The organism is Hoylesella marshii DSM 16973 = JCM 13450 (genome assembly GCF_000146675.1).
Taxonomy (GTDB): Bacteria; Bacteroidota; Bacteroidia; order Bacteroidales; family Bacteroidaceae; genus Prevotella; species Prevotella marshii.
In genome coordinates this window covers 109,851-125,361 of sequence record NZ_GL397214.1, presented here as the reverse complement: position 1 = coordinate 125,361, position 15,511 = coordinate 109,851, and the positions used below count along the sequence as shown (strand labels likewise).

Here is a 15,511-nt window from a genome sequence, read left to right as displayed (position 1 = left end):
ATGGGAAAACTTATCATCAATTCTTACGACGAATTTGCCGCCCACCTCGGACAGACATTGGGCGAATCAGAATGGTTGCAGATCGACCAAGACCGTATCAATCTCTTTGCCGATGCAACTCTCGACCATCAATGGATACACGTCGATGAGGCGCGGGCTAAGCGTGAAAGTCCTTATAAAAGCACTATCGCCCACGGCTACCTCACCCTCTCCCTGCTCCCTTACTTGTGGGAACAAATCATCGAGGTAAACAATATCAAGATGCTCGTCAACTACGGCATGGACAAGATGCGCTTCGGACAGCCCGTAACCACAGGAAGTCGCGTGAGATTGGTCACCAAACTCCACAACATCAACAATCTGAGGGGCATCTGCAAGGCTGAAATCAGTTTTAAAATAGAGATAGAAGGACAGCGAAAACCTGCACTCGAAGGCATCGCCTCTTTCCTCTATTACTTCATTTAGTAAGCCGTATATTTGTACCACATAAACGCAATCAGGGAATGAAGATACAAAACGAAAACACTTCTCTTTTCAAGATGCGCAGCTATGCGGGATGTATCAAAAGCGCATTCACCCTTGCCGCCGACAACTGCCGAGCGCTTCTTTTCAGTCTCGTGCCCTATGCCTTGTTGGCAGCCCTTTGTCTTACGCTCTATCTCGCAGCCTATGCCTTTGCTGTAATCGGCAATATCGGAGGCACTCCCTCGCCTATGGCCGAATGGTCTGCCCTCGCAGCATACCTATGCTTCTGTGCATCCTTTGCCTTTTTTATGGGGCGGACGTTCTGCTTGTTCCGCCACTTCAAGAGCGAGGGCTGCATACCGCGCTTAGGGTTGCTTACATCCATGAGCGATACCGTGCGTATCGCATTGCGTAGCATTCCGTTCCTTTTTCTGCCACTCGTCATCATTGCCCCCGGGCTACCCATCCCTTTGCAGCTTCTCTCGTGGCTTCCGCTCTCGCAACCGTGGACGGTGCAGACAGCCATTTATACCGGCCTGCTCCTTCTGCTCGCAGTTCTTGTTATCGGGACACTGCCGCTTATCTACACCTCCTATATATACATGATGGATGGCGGCAACCTGTTTCGCATCCTTCCACACAGCTATCGCGAAGCTTTTCGCCACAAAGGTAAACTCTTTGCCACAACGTTTTTCTCTGTGCTAATCACTGCTCTGCTCGCCATTCTGCCGCTCCTGTCTGTCATTCTTTCCTTTTTGGCTGTCTTTTCCAATGCCTTGGGCATACTTAGGTCTGGCGACCCGTCAGGCCTTCATGCTTCAGCCTATATTCTGATAAGCTTCTCCACATTGCTTTCCCTTACCCTGCTTCTATTGCTCTACGCCCTTATTCACCTTCCCTTACTCTATGTTTATGGTTCCATCACTGTGCAGGAGCAGGAGCGGAGAGTACAGCAGACCGCATCATAAGGGAAAGAAAGGAATACGAGGAATACCATCAGATGATTACGCCCCAACCAAGGCAAAACTCAAGTGTTGCCCAACTACACCCACCTCATGCTTTAACTCTAATCGGCCATTAGGCATTCATCGAGGGAAAGGCTCATGACCGATTGCAGGATATTAGGATAACAACTGTCTTCCTAATAGGACTCTTAGTCACGATATATAAGGATTATCGAATTATCAACTTAGAGATAAATATTTTTCAGCGTGGTGATAAATATTTCTCAACTTAGAGATAAATATTTTTCATCGTGATGATAAATATTTATCATCACGATGATAATTCATATTTCCTACTACAAAGACAGTGGTTCCTTAAGTATCATCGGTGTTATCATCCAATAATGTCAAGCCCGCTGTTAAGTACTTCATTTGTCCTTAATCGGGCATAAGAAAGCCGGACAAGTCCGCAAAGGACGGCGAGGCTTTGCCGATTCCCTACGCGAGTTCGGGATAAGGCTATCGGACTGTAAGCCCCGAGGGGGCCTATTGGATAAGATTTTCTTATCCCAAACTCACGTATTCCCTATCGGATGTACTTTACGGAGGGCTGGAAAATGCTTTAATGACTGATGAGTCCATTTAGCACTTCATCGTAACCGTAGTCTTTGCCACACGAAACCATAAAAAAGGTCTGCTACCCTATTTGAGTAGCAGACCTTTATTTCCATCGCTCTTCGTCTACCGGTCAATCTACCGGAATATCTCGATTCACATTCTTACATCCTATCAAAGCATAGAAGAGTATGTAACCGAAGCCTACAAGCGGAATGATGTAGGACAGCAGATAGCCCGTCTTATCAGCCATCATGTTTTGAAGAAGAGGCAAAATACCGCCACCCACTACCATCATCATAAAGATTCCCGATGCAGCGGCCGAATACTTGCCCAACCCTTCTGTAGCAAGGTTGAAGATGCTTGCCCACATCACCGAGGTACAAAGCCCACAGAGCACAAGCAACAATGCGGCTATAGGTACCATCACCATCTCGAAAGACGAGCCGGTGAACACGGGGATTTCTACCGTTAAAGACTTGCCTAAGCCCATAGCACCGAGAATAAACACCATGCCTATCATACAGGTAATGGTCAGCATGAGTTTGCTTGATACTCTATTGGCAATGAAACCGGCAGAGAAACGACCTACAAGCATTAACAACCAATACGTACCAGCCACGAATCCACCTACACGGGCAGCAGAAGCAGCATCAAGTCCTCCCCCGCTTCCTGTGGTATCGGATAGATAGAAGTTCAACGTGCCGGGGATACCAACCTCTACGCCCACATAGACGAAGATAGCCACAACTCCTAACACTAAATGACGGAACGCCCATGGACTATGCTCAAAGACCGTCGCTGTTGTTGCCTTTCCCATCTCCGGATCGGCTATGGGAATGAATAACAAGATAACAAAAGTCAGTGCAAAGACGCCCATTGCAATGTAGAGCACCAAATTAACATCTACAAGGGCTGTACTTGCCGTTACCTGCCCAATGAGTGCTCCTACGAGCATCGGGGTCAATGTACCGGCCAACGAATTGAGCGTGCCGCCTATCAGATTGAGTTGATTCCCTCTGTTTCCGCCTCCACCGAGAAGATTGAGCATGGGATTAACAACCGTATTGAGCAAACAAACGGAGAATCCGGACACGAAAGCTCCCGACAGATAAACCACAAAGCCTGCCGTATCTTTACCGATGACGCCTGAAAGGAATTGGATAAGCACACCGACGAAACCAATGGCGATACCCGTCAGTGCGGTCTTCTTATAGCCTATCATTATCAGTAATCCACCGGCCGGAATGCCCATAAACAGATAAGCAAGGAAGGTCATTGCATTACCCAACATCCCTACCATATTGGCATTATCGCCCTGAAAGGCATTCTTCCAGATAACGCCGATAGGAGCAGCTAAGTTTGTCACAAATGAAATCATAGCGTAAAGAAACATCATCGTAATGATGGCCACCATGCTTCCATTCTTTCTTTGAGTTTTTTCCATCTTCATTTCTTTATGATAAGGGGGCAGAGAGGTATGATTCGCGGGTATAGTGTTACTCGCTTACCCCGAATTTATAGATTGTTGTCTGTTTGTATTTTCCTTCAGGACACAGTAACACAGAGGGGAAATAAGGACGGTTGGGCGAGTCGGGGAAGTGTTGAGCCTCGAAACAGATGGCACTTCTGCGGGGGAATGTAGCACCATTTTGTCCCTTGTAACCGTCAGCATGATTGTCTGTATACAGCTGAACGCCGGGTTCGGTGGTATAGACTTCCATTGTTCTGCCGCTTACAGGCTCTGTGATGCGGGCAGCAAAGCTAAGTTCACCCTCTTCTTCCTTGTTTAATACGAAACAATGGTCGTAGCCCGAACCGTTCTTTATCTGCTCGTCGGCAGCATCAATATCTTGCCCTACAGACTTAGGTGCACGGAAATCAAACGGCGTTCCCTTAACAAAACGTATCTCACCCGTGGGGATGGATGTCTCGTCTATAGGCAGATAGAAATCTGCATTGATTTCGCAAATAAGATTATCGATAGAGGGAGTGGGGTTCGCAATACCCGCGAGAGAGAAAAATGCGTGATTGGTGAGGTTGATAATTGTTTTTTTGTTGGTAGTTGCCATATAGTCGATAACCAATTCATTGTCGTCGTTAAAAGTATAGACTACCGTTACTTTTAGTTCGCCCGAATATCCTTCCTCGCCATAAGCAGAAATGTAATTGAGAACAAGGCTTTTGTCATTCATCTTCTGGGCATCCCAAACACGGGTGTGAAAGCCTTTCGGACCTCCGTGGAGTGCATTCGGACCGTTATTGGTGGCAAGCTGATACTCCTTTCCATGCAATTTGAAACGTCCTTTGTTAATTCTGTTTCCATATCTTCCTATCAACGTTGAGAGATAAGGTTCCGGACTGTTGATAACATCCTGAATATTATCATGTCCTTGCACGATGTTAGCCCGTTTCCCGTTCTTGTCCGGAACCATGATAGCTACGATAGCTCCTCCATAATTGGTAATGGCTACTTCGTTACCTCTCTCATTTCTTAAGATAAATAAATCTGTATCTTTTCCGTTGATTGTAGTCTGAAAGTCCTTTCTTTTCAGACCACAGATGTTTTCTGTTTCCATAGTGCTCATTGATTAAATTGTTTTTAGTTATTGGTATGTATTGCAAAGTAAACGAAAAAAAACGAATATAACGAATGAAACAATAAAAATTGTCTGTGGCAAAGACGTTAAAAACTTTTAATCCAAACGTCATGTTATTGATGGGTAAATCGCAATAAACATAAGGGATTCCCTAACTTTTATATCTCCCGTTTCCCGTCAGTAAATTGACAGAAGATATATTTTATTCTTTCAATCCCGACAAGAAATCGGAAACGATATAGCTACTCCCTCCCACAAAAATAAAATCAGTGGGCACAGCATCGGCTAACGCCTGCCGATACGCCGCACTTACCGAAGGGAAGCAACGCCCTTTCAACCCGTATGTCATACCCTTTTCCCCAACCTTATATTCGGAGATAGCACGATGGGAAGAGGCTTTCGTAAAATAATAAACAGCATCATGGGGCAATATGCGCATCACTCCGTCAATGTCTTTATCGTCTACCATACCGAAAACAATACGCTTCACACCCAGACAAGAGACATCCTGCAACTGTCGACTCAGGTATTCCCAACCTCCTACATTATGCCCTGTATCGCAAATAACCGTAGGAGTCGACCGTACTTTCTGCCAACGCCCTTGCAATCCGGTGTATTCCACAACATGACGGAAGCCTTGCTTCACACAGTCTGTATCTCTGATTACCCGCATTTTTTGCAACTCTCTGACAGCACAAAGCACGGTGTTGGTATTTTTCCTCTGATAATCGCCTACCAATTCAGCATCAACCGTCCCGAAGTTTTTCGTCTGATAAGTGATGCCCCTATCTGCATTCGGATGGGCAGCGAGCACTTCCTTCTCGTCTTCGGCAAAGGAAAGAGGCGCATTCATCTCCTGAGCCTTTGCTTGGAAAACAGGCTTTGTATCAGGAAGATATTCACCTATTATAATAGGTGTATCGCGTTTGATGATACCAGCTTTCTCACTTGCAATCTTTTCCAATGTATCTCCAAGAAACTGTGTATGGTCAAGACTGATATTCGTAATGACAGAGAACAATGGATGAATGATATTTGTGCAGTCCAAACGACCGCCCAAGCCCACTTCTATCACGGCAATATCCACCTGTTCGTCGGCAAAGTATTTGAAAGCCAATGCAGTAGTGAGTTCAAAGAAAGAAGGATGAAGAGGCTCGAAGAAAGCACGTTCCTGCTCCACAAAATCCACTACATACTGTTCGGAAATACAGTTCCCGTTGATACGGATGCGTTCTCTGAAATCCACAAGATGCGGAGACGTGTAGAGTCCTACCCGATAGCCCGCACTTTGAAGAATTGCTGCTAACGTGTGGGAACATGACCCTTTCCCGTTCGTTCCGGCCACATGAATTGTCTTATACCGACTGTGCGGATGATTGAAATGTCTATCCAGAAGATGCGTATTCGTAAATCCTTCCTTATAAGCTGTCGCTCCCACATTTTCAAAAACGGGTGTACTGTTGAACAAATACTCAATTGTTTGTCGGTAAGTCATGTCGTATGCCCCTATAAAACGATGAAGAATGCTCCCTGTGCAACATTCTTCATTCATAAAATTCCTTTAGTTGAAATAGTTCTTAAACGTATTGAAGATAGATTTCTTTGTAGCTTTATCACCTTTAAAGTGGTCGCTTTTCTGCATTTCCTCCAATTGTTTCTTCTCTTCCTTGTCGAGTGTTTTCGGAACATATACGCTTATATTGACTACAAGGTCTCCCTTTCCCGTGCCATAACCTTGCACAGCTGGTAGACCTTTATCTTTCAGTCGAAGTGTTTTTCCGGGTTGTGTACCGGGTTCTATCGGTATCTTCACATTTGTACCCTCTATTGTAGGCACTTCTACTTGCCCACCGAGTGCGGCCATAGGGAAATCCAACAATAGATTATAGATGATGTCATTTCCATCGCGTATAAAAGTATCATTCTCTTCTTCCTCTATAAAGACCTGAATATTGCCGTTAACTCCATTACGAGGTCCTGCATTTCCTTTACCCGGAACATTGACTACCATACCTTCCTGTACACCTGCGGGGATGTTGATTTCCACAACTTCTTCTCCTTTTACCACACCCGTTCCGTGGCATTCATGGCATTTCTCCTTAATCACAGTACCTTCGCCATTGCATGTCGGACAGGATGTTTGTGTTTGCATCATGCCGAATATGCTTTGCGTGGTGCGTGTAACCACACCGCTGCCATGACACGTGGGACAGGTCTCGGCATGACTGCCGGCCTCAGCACCGCTTCCGTGACAATGAGAACATTGAACATCTTTGCGTACTTTAAACTTCTTGGTAATACCTTTACTTACTTCCAACAAAGAGAGTTTCACCTTCAAACGCAAATCGGCACCACGATACTTGGGTGGCTGATGGCGTCCACTTCCTCCGCCAAAACCGGAAAAACCGCCATGACCTCCGAAAACGTCACCGAACATAGAGAAGATGTCGTCCATAGAGAAGCCACCTCCACCGCCAAAGCCTCCGAAACCACTCGCTCCGGAAAGGCCGTCAAAGCCAAACCGGTCATACTGTTGTCTCTTCTGCGCATCGTGCAACACATCATAGGCCTCTGCCGCAGCTTTGAATTTTTCCTCGGCCTCTGCATCCCCCGGATTGCGGTCGGGGTGGTATTTAATAGCGATTTTCCTATAAGCTATCTTAATTTCTTCTTCCGATGCATTCTTATCGACACCGAGAACTTCGTAATAATCTTGTTTTGCCATGATAATCTTTCAATGAAAGAAAAGAGGGGCAGACCGCAGTTTGTACCCTCTTTTCCATATCTTGCATGTATATTAGTCAATCATTGCCCCACTGCCACTTTGGCGTGACGCAGCACTTTATCATTCAACGTATAGCCTGTTTGCACACAATCCACTACTTTCCCTTTCTTTTCGTCCCCCATTCCGGGAACCATGGCCACAGCTTCGTGTACCTCGGTATCGAAATCTTTTCCGGCTGTTTCTATCTTCTTTACCCCCATTCCTTCGAGTGTTTTCTCGAATTTCTTATAGATAAGTTCCAGACCGTCGCGCAAAGCTTGTACATCTTCCGTCTTACCGGCATTGTCAATAGCGCGTTCCATATCGTCTAAAATGGGTAATATGGCTGAGACCGCTTTCTCAGATCCACTCAATATGAGGTCGGCCTTTTCCTTGATAGTACGTTTTCGATAGTTGTCAAATTCTGCAACTGTGCGCAGATACTTATCCTGTAAATCGGCTATTTTGGCATGCATATCCTCCAATGAATCGTCATTGCCGTCGCTCTTATCGGTAACAGGCTGTCCTTCTTCCACCGGCTGTTTGTCGGTACATTCAGGTTCATTCCTGCGTCCGTCCTCAACATTTATTTCTTTTTCGTTGTTTTTACTCTGATGTTTCATCACTTTGTTCGTTTAATCAGTATCACCTGTTACAAAAAGCTTGCCAAAGCGTTATTGGGCATACATGGCATCTTTCTGTGCCTTGATGCCTTCGTCGTAGATGTAATCGTCGTAGGCCATCAGCTTGTCGATGATACCTTTAGGGGTCAATTCGATGATGCGATCGGCCACCGACCCAATAAAGGCATGGTCATGGCTGGCAAAGAGGATGTTTCCTTTAAAGGTAATCAGGTTGTTGTTGAAGGCCTGAATGCTTTCCAAATCAAGATGGTTGGTAGGTGTGTCCAAGATAAGGCAGTTGGCATTTTTCAACTGCATGCGTGCTATCATGCACCGCATCTTCTCACCTCCGCTCAACACATTGGCTTTTTTCAGTACTTCTTCGCCCGAGAAAAGCATACGTCCTAAATAACCTTTCATCTGTACTTCGTTGCCGGGGCCAAACTGGCTCAGCCAATCTACCAGATTCTTCTCAGTGTCAAAGAAAGCCGTATTGTCCAAAGGCAGATAGGCGGTTGTTATCGTTACGCCCCATTTGTAATCTCCGCTCTGTGCCTCACGATTCCCATTAATAATCTCGAAGAGCGCCGTCATGGCTTTAGGGTTGCGACTAAGGAATACCACTTTCTGTCCTTTCTCTATATTGAAGTTCACATGGTCGAAGAGTACCGTGCCATCGGTGTCGACAGCCTTTAGGTCGTTTACCTCTAAAATCTGATTCCCCGGCTCACGTTCCATTTGAAAGATGATACCCGGATATTTGCGGGATGAGGGACGAATCTCCTCTACATTCAGTTTTTCCAACATCTTCTTACGGCTTGTTGTCTGTCGGCTCTTTGCCACATTGGCAGAAAAACGGCGGATGAACTCTTCCAACTCCTTACGCTTCTCATCGGCTTTCTGCTTCTGATTCTGCGCTTGACGCAAAGCAAGCTGTGAACTCTCATACCAGAATGAGTAGTTACCGGAGAATACCGTCACCTTTCCAAAGTCGATGTCTACTGTCTGGGTACTCACCGAGTCGAGGAAATGACGGTCGTGGCTCACCACAAGAACCGTCTGTTCCACATTTCCAAGATACTCTTCCAACCAGTTCACCGTATCTAAGTCCAAGTCGTTGGTCGGCTCGTCGAGCAGCAGGTTATCGGGTTTACCGAAGAGAGCTTTGGCCAACATGACCCTCACTTTCTCGTTGTTTGACAGTTCGCTCATCTGCTTTTGGTGCAGTGACTCCTTAATACCGAGGTTGGAAAGCATCTGGGCAGCATCGCTCTCGGCATTCCAACCGTCCATCTCTGCGAACTTCTCCTCTAATTCGGCCACACGGTTTCCATCTTCATCGCTGAAGTTTTCTTTCATGTAAATCTGTTCGCGCTCCTTCATGTTATCCCAAAGAGGCTGATGCCCCATGAGCACGGTGTCCATCACACTGTATCCGTCGAACTTAAAGTGGTCTTGGTCTAATACCGAAAGACGCTCTCCTGCGCCCAGCTCTACAGTTCCTTTATTGGGTTCCAGTTCACCGCTGATGGCTTTCAGCAGGGTTGACTTGCCTGCGCCATTGGCACCGATGACACCATATATATTACCTGATGTGAATTTAATGTTTACGTCTTTGTAGAGTACTCGCTTACCAAACTGAATAGCGAGGTTGGTTACTGTTATCATTTATATCGTTGTTATAATATTGATTTTGGGGGCAAAATTACATAAAATCACGCTAAAAGCCGAAAGAAACGGGAATATTTATGTGAATAGAGATAAAGGACCGCTACAAGCCTACGCGACAGAGAAACAAAAAGGTGGGAAGTCACAGAAACAAGTGGTTCTCATTCGTAACTTTTTCCTCCGTTTTTGTAATAGTTTCTGGGTATTCGATACTCAAAAGTTCGAGGTTGTAACTTCTAAGGGTCATAAAGTTACGATTGATAAGTCGGCATTCATACCATGTACAGATCGCGTTTGTGCATGGTACAGATACGGTTTGTACAGGGAAAGGTCGGCAACCTTTCTCCGTCCACATTGCATTTGCCGATGTAACCAAGAAAAGTCCTGCAAGCACACACTACAATAGCAGGAGCAACACCTCTGATAGATGGTCGTAAGGATGAGAGAGTTATTCGTAGACCTCGTCGATTCCGTTCATTTCAACAGTCTCTTCACTCGTACACGGATTGAAACTTGCGGGTAATTTGAATTTGGCCTTAGGATCGTAGCCTAACGTACGGTCGGCATACACTTTCTGCATATAATATGCCCAGATGGGCAACGCCATGGTAGCCCCCTGCCCCATTCGCATGGAATCAAAGTGAATGTCTCGGTCTTCACCGCCAACCCAACAACCACTCACTAACTCGGGTGTAAAGCCCATAAACCAAGCATCGGCATTTCGGTTGGTAGTTCCGGTCTTACCGCCTATCTCTCCGGTGAGGTGGTATTTGTAGCGTAATCGACCGGCAGTGCCCCCGTCCACGACGGCTTTCAGCAATACGAGCATCTTATTGGCACTCTCTTCGCTGATGACCTCGTTCATACGTGGTTGAAACTGTGCAATAACGTTTCCCTCATTGTCCTCAATCTTGGTAATAAACAAGGGAGCGCATCTTATTCCACGATTGACAAAGGTGGTATAAGCACTTACCATTTCCCCCACAGATACGTCGCAAGGACCGAGACAGAGTGCCATTGAGGGATGAATGTTGGGGGTACGGATACCGAATTCATAGATAAGTTGTACCAATTGCTGTGGGTTGAGCTTACTCATAAGGTATGCCGAAATCCAGTTATTCGACTGTGCCAAAGCCCATTTCAGCGTAACCATCGAACCATAGCGGCTATGGCTCGCATTACGAGGTGTCCACCGTTGCCCCGCAACAATATAAGAACGCTGCACGTTCGGTGCCTCATCGCAGGGTGAGAAACCGTTTTCCATGGCCAAAGCATACAGGAAAGGTTTGATGGTAGACCCTATTTGTCGTCTTCCTGCCATGACCATATCGTACTGAAAATGTGAGAAATCAAGCCCACCTACGTACGCTTTCACCTCGCCGGTCTTAGGGCTCATGCTCATGAAACCTGCCCGCAGAAACGACTTGATGTAGCGGATAGAGTCTAATGGCGTCATCACAGTGTCTATGTCTCCATGATAAGTAAAGATAGTCATTTCCGTCGGGGTACGGAATGCCTTTCGTATCTCTTCTTCTGATGCTCCCGAGGCCTTCATACCTCGGTATCGGTCGCTCTGACGGAGAGAACGGTCAAGGATGGTACGTACCTCTGCGGTAGTTAGAGCATTGGTGAACGGCGCGTTGGGCTTCGTTCTGTTTTCTCGTGAGAACTCGGGCTGCAGATAACGGGCTACATGTTTGTAAACAGCCTCTTCCGCATACTTTTGCATACGAGAATCAATGGTAGTATATACCTTCAATCCATCTGTATATATATTATAAGGTGTGCCGTCCTTCTTCACATTCTTATTACACCAACCATAGAGCGGGTCGGTAGCCCATGCAATAGAGTCTATGTAATACTGCTGGGCATTCCATGAGGGATAATCGTTCTTCTCCGGTTGTTTAGCCATAAGGTATTGGCGCAGGAACTCACGGAAATAAGTGGCAGTACCATCTTTGTGGTCGATACGGTGGAAGTTGAGGGTGAGGGGTGAATCACAATATCGGTTGTATTCAGCAGGAGAGATATATCCTGCTTTCTGCATCTGTGCCAAGACCACATTCCTACGTTCCCGACAACGGTCGGGATAACGGACAGGATTAAAGAATGAGGGGTTCTTGCAAAGTCCTATGAGTGTGGCAGCTTCATCCAACGATAAATCCTTCGGGTCTTTATTGAAGTAAGTATTGGCAGCTGTCTTAATACCCACGGCATTGTGAAGGAAATCGAAATAATTGAGATACATGGTAATGATTTCCTCCTTGGTATAATTACGTTCCAGCTTTACTGCTATGACCCATTCGATAGGCTTCTGAAGAAGACGCTCCATCGTGCTGTGAGCCACACCGGAATAAAGCTGTTTGGCAAGCTGTTGTGTAATCGTAGAACCACCGCCTGCACTCTCTTGTCCCATCAGTCCTCTCTTGACCAAAGCTCTTCCGAGAGCGATAAAATCAATACCCGAATGGCTATAGAAGCGTGCATCTTCCGTAGCAACTAATGCTTGAACGAGATAAGGAGATAGATTATCATAACTTACGCGAATACGGTTTTCACGGTTTGTATTCCATGTCCCGATGACCTTTCCGTCAGCCGAATAGATTTGAGTAGCGTAGCGGTCAATGGGGTTTTGTAAATCTTCGATAGGCGGCATGTAACCTATCCAACCAAACCAAATGGCTGTAAATGCCAAAAGTACAACTAAAACAGCAGTGACAAGCGTTCCCCAGAGGAAATGAACAAAAACCTTTCTCATGATTCTGAGATAAATCGTAAATTATCTTTGCAAAAATACAATAATTCTCGGAATTATGACCAATAGATTAAAAAATATGCTTACCTTAGCACCCTGAATCTAAATTAACACAAAAGGGGTGCATGAAAAGACATAACTTTGTTACCATCGAAGACCTTTCGAAAGACAATTTACTCTATCTTCTCAGGCTGGCAAAGGAGTTTGAAAAACATCCTAACAGAGAATTATTGAAAGGTAAAGTGGTTGCTACCTTATTTTTCGAACCTTCTACCCGCACACGTCTCAGCTTTGAAACAGCTGCCAATCGGCTCGGAGCACGGGTCATCGGCTTCTCCGATGCCACTGTCTCCAGCGTAAGTAAAGGGGAAACGCTGAAAGACACCATCTTAATGGTATCCAACTATGCCGATATCATTGTCATGCGACATTATATAGAAGGAGCAGCTCTCTATGCAGCTGAGACCTCGCCCGTGCCTATTATCAATGCAGGAGACGGTGCCCATATGCATCCCTCTCAGTGTTTACTCGATTTATACTCTATTTACAAGACGCAAGGAACGCTCGACAATCTCAACATCTACCTTGTTGGAGACCTTAAATACGGAAGAACCGTACACTCGTTGATTACCGCCATGCGCCATTTTTCACCCACTTTCCACTTCATCGCTCCCAAAGAATTGGCAATGCCGAATGAATATAAGATGTATTGCAAGGAACATGGTATCAAATTTCAGGAGCATACAGCATTCAATGAGAAAGTGATTGCCGATGCTGACATTATCTATATGACGCGTGTTCAAAAAGAACGCTTTTCGGATCTCATGGAATACGAACGCGTGAAGAACGTCTATATCCTGAAAAACGACATGCTCGGCCATGTGAAAGAGAATATGAAAATTTTGCATCCGCTACCCCGCGTCAATGAAATTGCCTACGACGTAGACGAGAATCCGCATGCTTACTACATACAGCAGGCGCAAAACGGATTGTATGCTCGCGAAGCTATTTTCTGCTATGTATTAGGTATCGGATATGACGAGGTGGTAAACGATAAGACAATCATAGATTAAACGAAAGAAACGCGATGAGTAAAAAAGAGAGAATCGTTGCCGCTATAGAGAACGGAACGGTCATAGACCATATACCAGCGGAGAAAACTTATCAAGTGGCCACATTGTTAGGATTACAGAATTTAGAAACTCCTATTACCATTGGCAATAATTACACCTCTAAAAAATTAGGCAAGAAAGGTATTATCAAAGTGGAAAACAAATATTTCACGACGGTCGAAATATCGCAACTTTCCGTTGTTGCGCCCAAAATCGTTCTCAATATCATCAAGGACTACGAAGTGATTGAAAAGAAGACGGTAGAAACACCTGATGAAATAAGAGGTATCGTGAAGTGCAACAATCCAAAGTGCATCACGAACAACGAGCCCATGCAGACCGTATTCCACGTCATAAACAAGACGCAAACCACACTGAAATGCCATTATTGCGACAAAGAGCAAGACATTAACAATGTACAATTAATATAACTTCTAACATCTACAACATGAAAAAAGATCAGGTTATTTTCGATCTTATCGAAAAAGAACATCAGAGACAGCTCAAAGGAATTGAGCTCATCGCATCAGAGAACTTCGTAAGTGACGAGGTAATGGCAGCCATGGGCTCCTATCTCACCAACAAGTATGCAGAAGGACTGCCCGGAAAACGTTACTATGGCGGCTGCCAAGTGGTAGACCAAGTAGAGGATTTGGCGCGTGAACGCGTGAAGAAACTCTTTGGTGCTGTGTATGCCAATGTGCAACCTCACTCCGGAGCACAAGCCAATGCCGCCGTATTTTTGGCTTGTCTCAATCCCGGAGACACGTTTATGGGACTTAACCTCGACCACGGCGGCCACCTCTCTCATGGTTCCGCAGTCAATACATCCGGCATTCTTTACAAGCCGGTAGGCTATAATTTGAAAAAAGAAACAGGTCGTGTAGACTATGATGAGATGGAACAATTGGCCCGCGAGCACAAGCCTAAACTCATTGTTGCCGGTGGTTCGGCTTACAGTCGCGAGTGGGATTATGCACGTATTCGCAAGATAGCTGACGAAGTGGGTGCTATCTTCATGGTAGATATGGCACACCCCGCCGGCCTGATTGCAGCCGGATTGCTCGAAAACCCCGTGAAATATGCCCACGTGGTTACCTCTACAACCCACAAGACGCTACGCGGTCCGCGCGGCGGTATCATCCTCATGGGACAGGACTTTGAGAATCCATGGGGCAAGAAGACACCCAAAGGCGTAGTAAAGATGATGAGCCAATTGCTCGACAGTGCCGTGTTCCCCGGTATTCAAGGCGGTCCATTGGAGCATGTCATCGCAGCCAAGGCAGTAGCCTTTGAGGAGGCATTACAACCGGAGTTCAAAGAGTGGGCTAAGCAGGTAAAGAAGAATGCTGCCGTATTGGCAGACGAGCTGGTGAAACGCGGCTTTGGCATCGTCAGCGGTGGAACCGACAACCACTCTATGCTCGTAGACCTGCGCTCTAAATATCCCGAACTGACAGGTAAGGTAGCCGAAAACGCCCTCGTAGCTGCCGACATCACCGTCAATAAGAACATGGTGCCGTTTGATACCCGCAGTGCTTTCCAGACCTCGGGCATCCGTCTCGGTACAGCCGCCATTACCACCCGCGGTGCAAAGGAAGACCTCATGATTCTTATTGCAGAACTGATTGAAGAGGTACTCAACAATCCTGAAGATGAGAAAGTGATTGCCAGCGTTCGCACACGCGTAAATGAGAAGATGAAGAACTATCCTCTCTTCGCTTATTAATCTTCGGTCTCCATACCGTTTGTAGTGAACCCCGAAAGTTAAACCAAACTTTTGGGGTTCATTCATTATGGGAATATGGCATAAAAGAGCACTCCATACTTCTTAAAGGACTTGGCAGAGCCTCTGCCGGCACTGTTCGGCACTCCGGGAGTCCGGATTTAGTCTCTGCCGACACTGTTCGGCGCTCCAGGAGCCCGATTTAGTCTCTGCCGACACCGTTCGGCACTCCGGAAGCC

The 15,511-nt window shown here is 46.0% G+C and carries 12 protein-coding genes; 5 read left to right on the top strand and 7 right to left on the bottom strand.

Annotation, left to right across the window (positions count from 1 at the left end; translation table 11 throughout):
- Together HMPREF0658_RS00530 and HMPREF0658_RS00525 are read left to right on the top strand one after the other, a co-directional pair.
- Positions 1-465 (top strand): MaoC family dehydratase, encoded by a 465-nt coding sequence (locus HMPREF0658_RS00530; protein ID WP_006947787.1) that lies wholly within the window; start codon positions 1-3, stop codon positions 463-465.
- 38 nt (positions 466-503) lie between these two features.
- Entirely contained in the window at positions 504-1,433 is a 930-nt protein-coding gene (locus HMPREF0658_RS00525) for a hypothetical protein (protein WP_006947786.1), read from the top strand.
- A 724-nt stretch (positions 1,434-2,157) separates the two neighbouring features.
- Here HMPREF0658_RS00525 and HMPREF0658_RS00520 read toward each other — a convergent pair.
- From HMPREF0658_RS00520 to HMPREF0658_RS00485, 7 genes are all read right to left on the bottom strand, one after another.
- Positions 2,158-3,471 (bottom strand): MFS transporter, encoded by a 1,314-nt coding sequence (locus tag HMPREF0658_RS00520; protein ID WP_024990925.1) that lies wholly within the window; start codon positions 3,469-3,471, stop codon positions 2,158-2,160.
- Positions 3,472-3,523: 52 nt separating this feature from the next.
- Entirely contained in the window at positions 3,524-4,612 is a 1,089-nt protein-coding gene (locus HMPREF0658_RS00515) for an aldose epimerase family protein (protein ID WP_006947784.1), read from the bottom strand.
- Between the two features lie 214 nt (positions 4,613-4,826).
- A complete protein-coding gene (locus tag HMPREF0658_RS00510) occupies positions 4,827-6,119 on the bottom strand; it encodes a bifunctional folylpolyglutamate synthase/dihydrofolate synthase (RefSeq protein WP_024990924.1) in 1,293 nt (430 codons plus the stop codon).
- 66 nt (positions 6,120-6,185) lie between these two features.
- Positions 6,186-7,349, bottom strand: a complete 1,164-nt coding sequence (gene dnaJ, locus HMPREF0658_RS00505) for a molecular chaperone DnaJ (protein ID WP_006947782.1) — start codon at positions 7,347-7,349, stop codon at positions 6,186-6,188.
- Between the two features lie 80 nt (positions 7,350-7,429).
- Positions 7,430-8,011, bottom strand: a complete 582-nt coding sequence (locus tag HMPREF0658_RS00500) for a nucleotide exchange factor GrpE (RefSeq protein WP_006947781.1) — start codon at positions 8,009-8,011, stop codon at positions 7,430-7,432.
- A gap of 51 nt (positions 8,012-8,062) precedes the next feature.
- Positions 8,063-9,679 carry an ABC-F family ATP-binding cassette domain-containing protein gene (locus HMPREF0658_RS00495; protein WP_006947780.1) on the bottom strand — a complete coding sequence of 539 codons (1,617 nt, stop codon included), beginning with the start codon at positions 9,677-9,679 and terminating at the stop codon, positions 8,063-8,065.
- A gap of 448 nt (positions 9,680-10,127) precedes the next feature.
- Positions 10,128-12,437 carry a transglycosylase domain-containing protein gene (locus tag HMPREF0658_RS00485; protein WP_006947763.1) on the bottom strand — a complete coding sequence of 770 codons (2,310 nt, stop codon included), beginning with the start codon at positions 12,435-12,437 and terminating at the stop codon, positions 10,128-10,130.
- A 122-nt stretch (positions 12,438-12,559) separates the two neighbouring features.
- Between HMPREF0658_RS00485 and pyrB the strand changes: the two genes are divergently transcribed.
- Genes pyrB through glyA form a run of 3 tightly spaced genes read left to right on the top strand, consistent with a single transcriptional unit; the run spans position 12,560 to position 15,275 of the window.
- Positions 12,560-13,507, top strand: a complete 948-nt coding sequence (gene pyrB, locus HMPREF0658_RS00480) for an aspartate carbamoyltransferase (RefSeq protein ID WP_006947762.1) — start codon at positions 12,560-12,562, stop codon at positions 13,505-13,507.
- A 14-nt stretch (positions 13,508-13,521) separates the two neighbouring features.
- A complete protein-coding gene (gene pyrI, locus HMPREF0658_RS00475) occupies positions 13,522-13,977 on the top strand; it encodes an aspartate carbamoyltransferase regulatory subunit (protein ID WP_006947756.1) in 456 nt (151 codons plus the stop codon).
- Positions 13,978-13,994: 17 nt separating this feature from the next.
- Positions 13,995-15,275 carry a serine hydroxymethyltransferase gene (glyA, locus tag HMPREF0658_RS00470; RefSeq protein ID WP_006947755.1) on the top strand — a complete coding sequence of 427 codons (1,281 nt, stop codon included), beginning with the start codon at positions 13,995-13,997 and terminating at the stop codon, positions 15,273-15,275.
- The last annotated feature ends 236 nt before the right edge of the window (positions 15,276-15,511 follow it).

Excerpts from the sequence above, each read along its gene's own strand:
- HMPREF0658_RS00530 (WP_006947787.1), top strand. The coding sequence starts at position 1 with ATGGGAAAACTTATCATCAATTCTTACGACGAATTTGCCGCCCACCTC.
- HMPREF0658_RS00525 (WP_006947786.1), top strand. The coding sequence starts at position 504 with ATGAAGATACAAAACGAAAACACTTCTCTTTTCAAGATGCGCAGCTAT.
- HMPREF0658_RS00520 (WP_024990925.1), bottom strand. The coding sequence starts at position 3,471 with ATGGAAAAAACTCAAAGAAAGAATGGAAGCATGGTGGCCATCATTACG.
- HMPREF0658_RS00515 (WP_006947784.1), bottom strand. The coding sequence starts at position 4,612 with ATGAGCACTATGGAAACAGAAAACATCTGTGGTCTGAAAAGAAAGGAC.
- HMPREF0658_RS00510 (WP_024990924.1), bottom strand. The coding sequence starts at position 6,119 with ATGACTTACCGACAAACAATTGAGTATTTGTTCAACAGTACACCCGTT.
- dnaJ (WP_006947782.1), bottom strand. The coding sequence starts at position 7,349 with ATGGCAAAACAAGATTATTACGAAGTTCTCGGTGTCGATAAGAATGCA.
- HMPREF0658_RS00500 (WP_006947781.1), bottom strand. The coding sequence starts at position 8,011 with ATGAAACATCAGAGTAAAAACAACGAAAAAGAAATAAATGTTGAGGAC.
- HMPREF0658_RS00495 (WP_006947780.1), bottom strand. The coding sequence starts at position 9,679 with ATGATAACAGTAACCAACCTCGCTATTCAGTTTGGTAAGCGAGTACTC.
- HMPREF0658_RS00485 (WP_006947763.1), bottom strand. The coding sequence starts at position 12,437 with ATGAGAAAGGTTTTTGTTCATTTCCTCTGGGGAACGCTTGTCACTGCT.
- pyrB (WP_006947762.1), top strand. The coding sequence starts at position 12,560 with ATGAAAAGACATAACTTTGTTACCATCGAAGACCTTTCGAAAGACAAT.
- pyrI (WP_006947756.1), top strand. The coding sequence starts at position 13,522 with ATGAGTAAAAAAGAGAGAATCGTTGCCGCTATAGAGAACGGAACGGTC.
- glyA (WP_006947755.1), top strand. The coding sequence starts at position 13,995 with ATGAAAAAAGATCAGGTTATTTTCGATCTTATCGAAAAAGAACATCAG.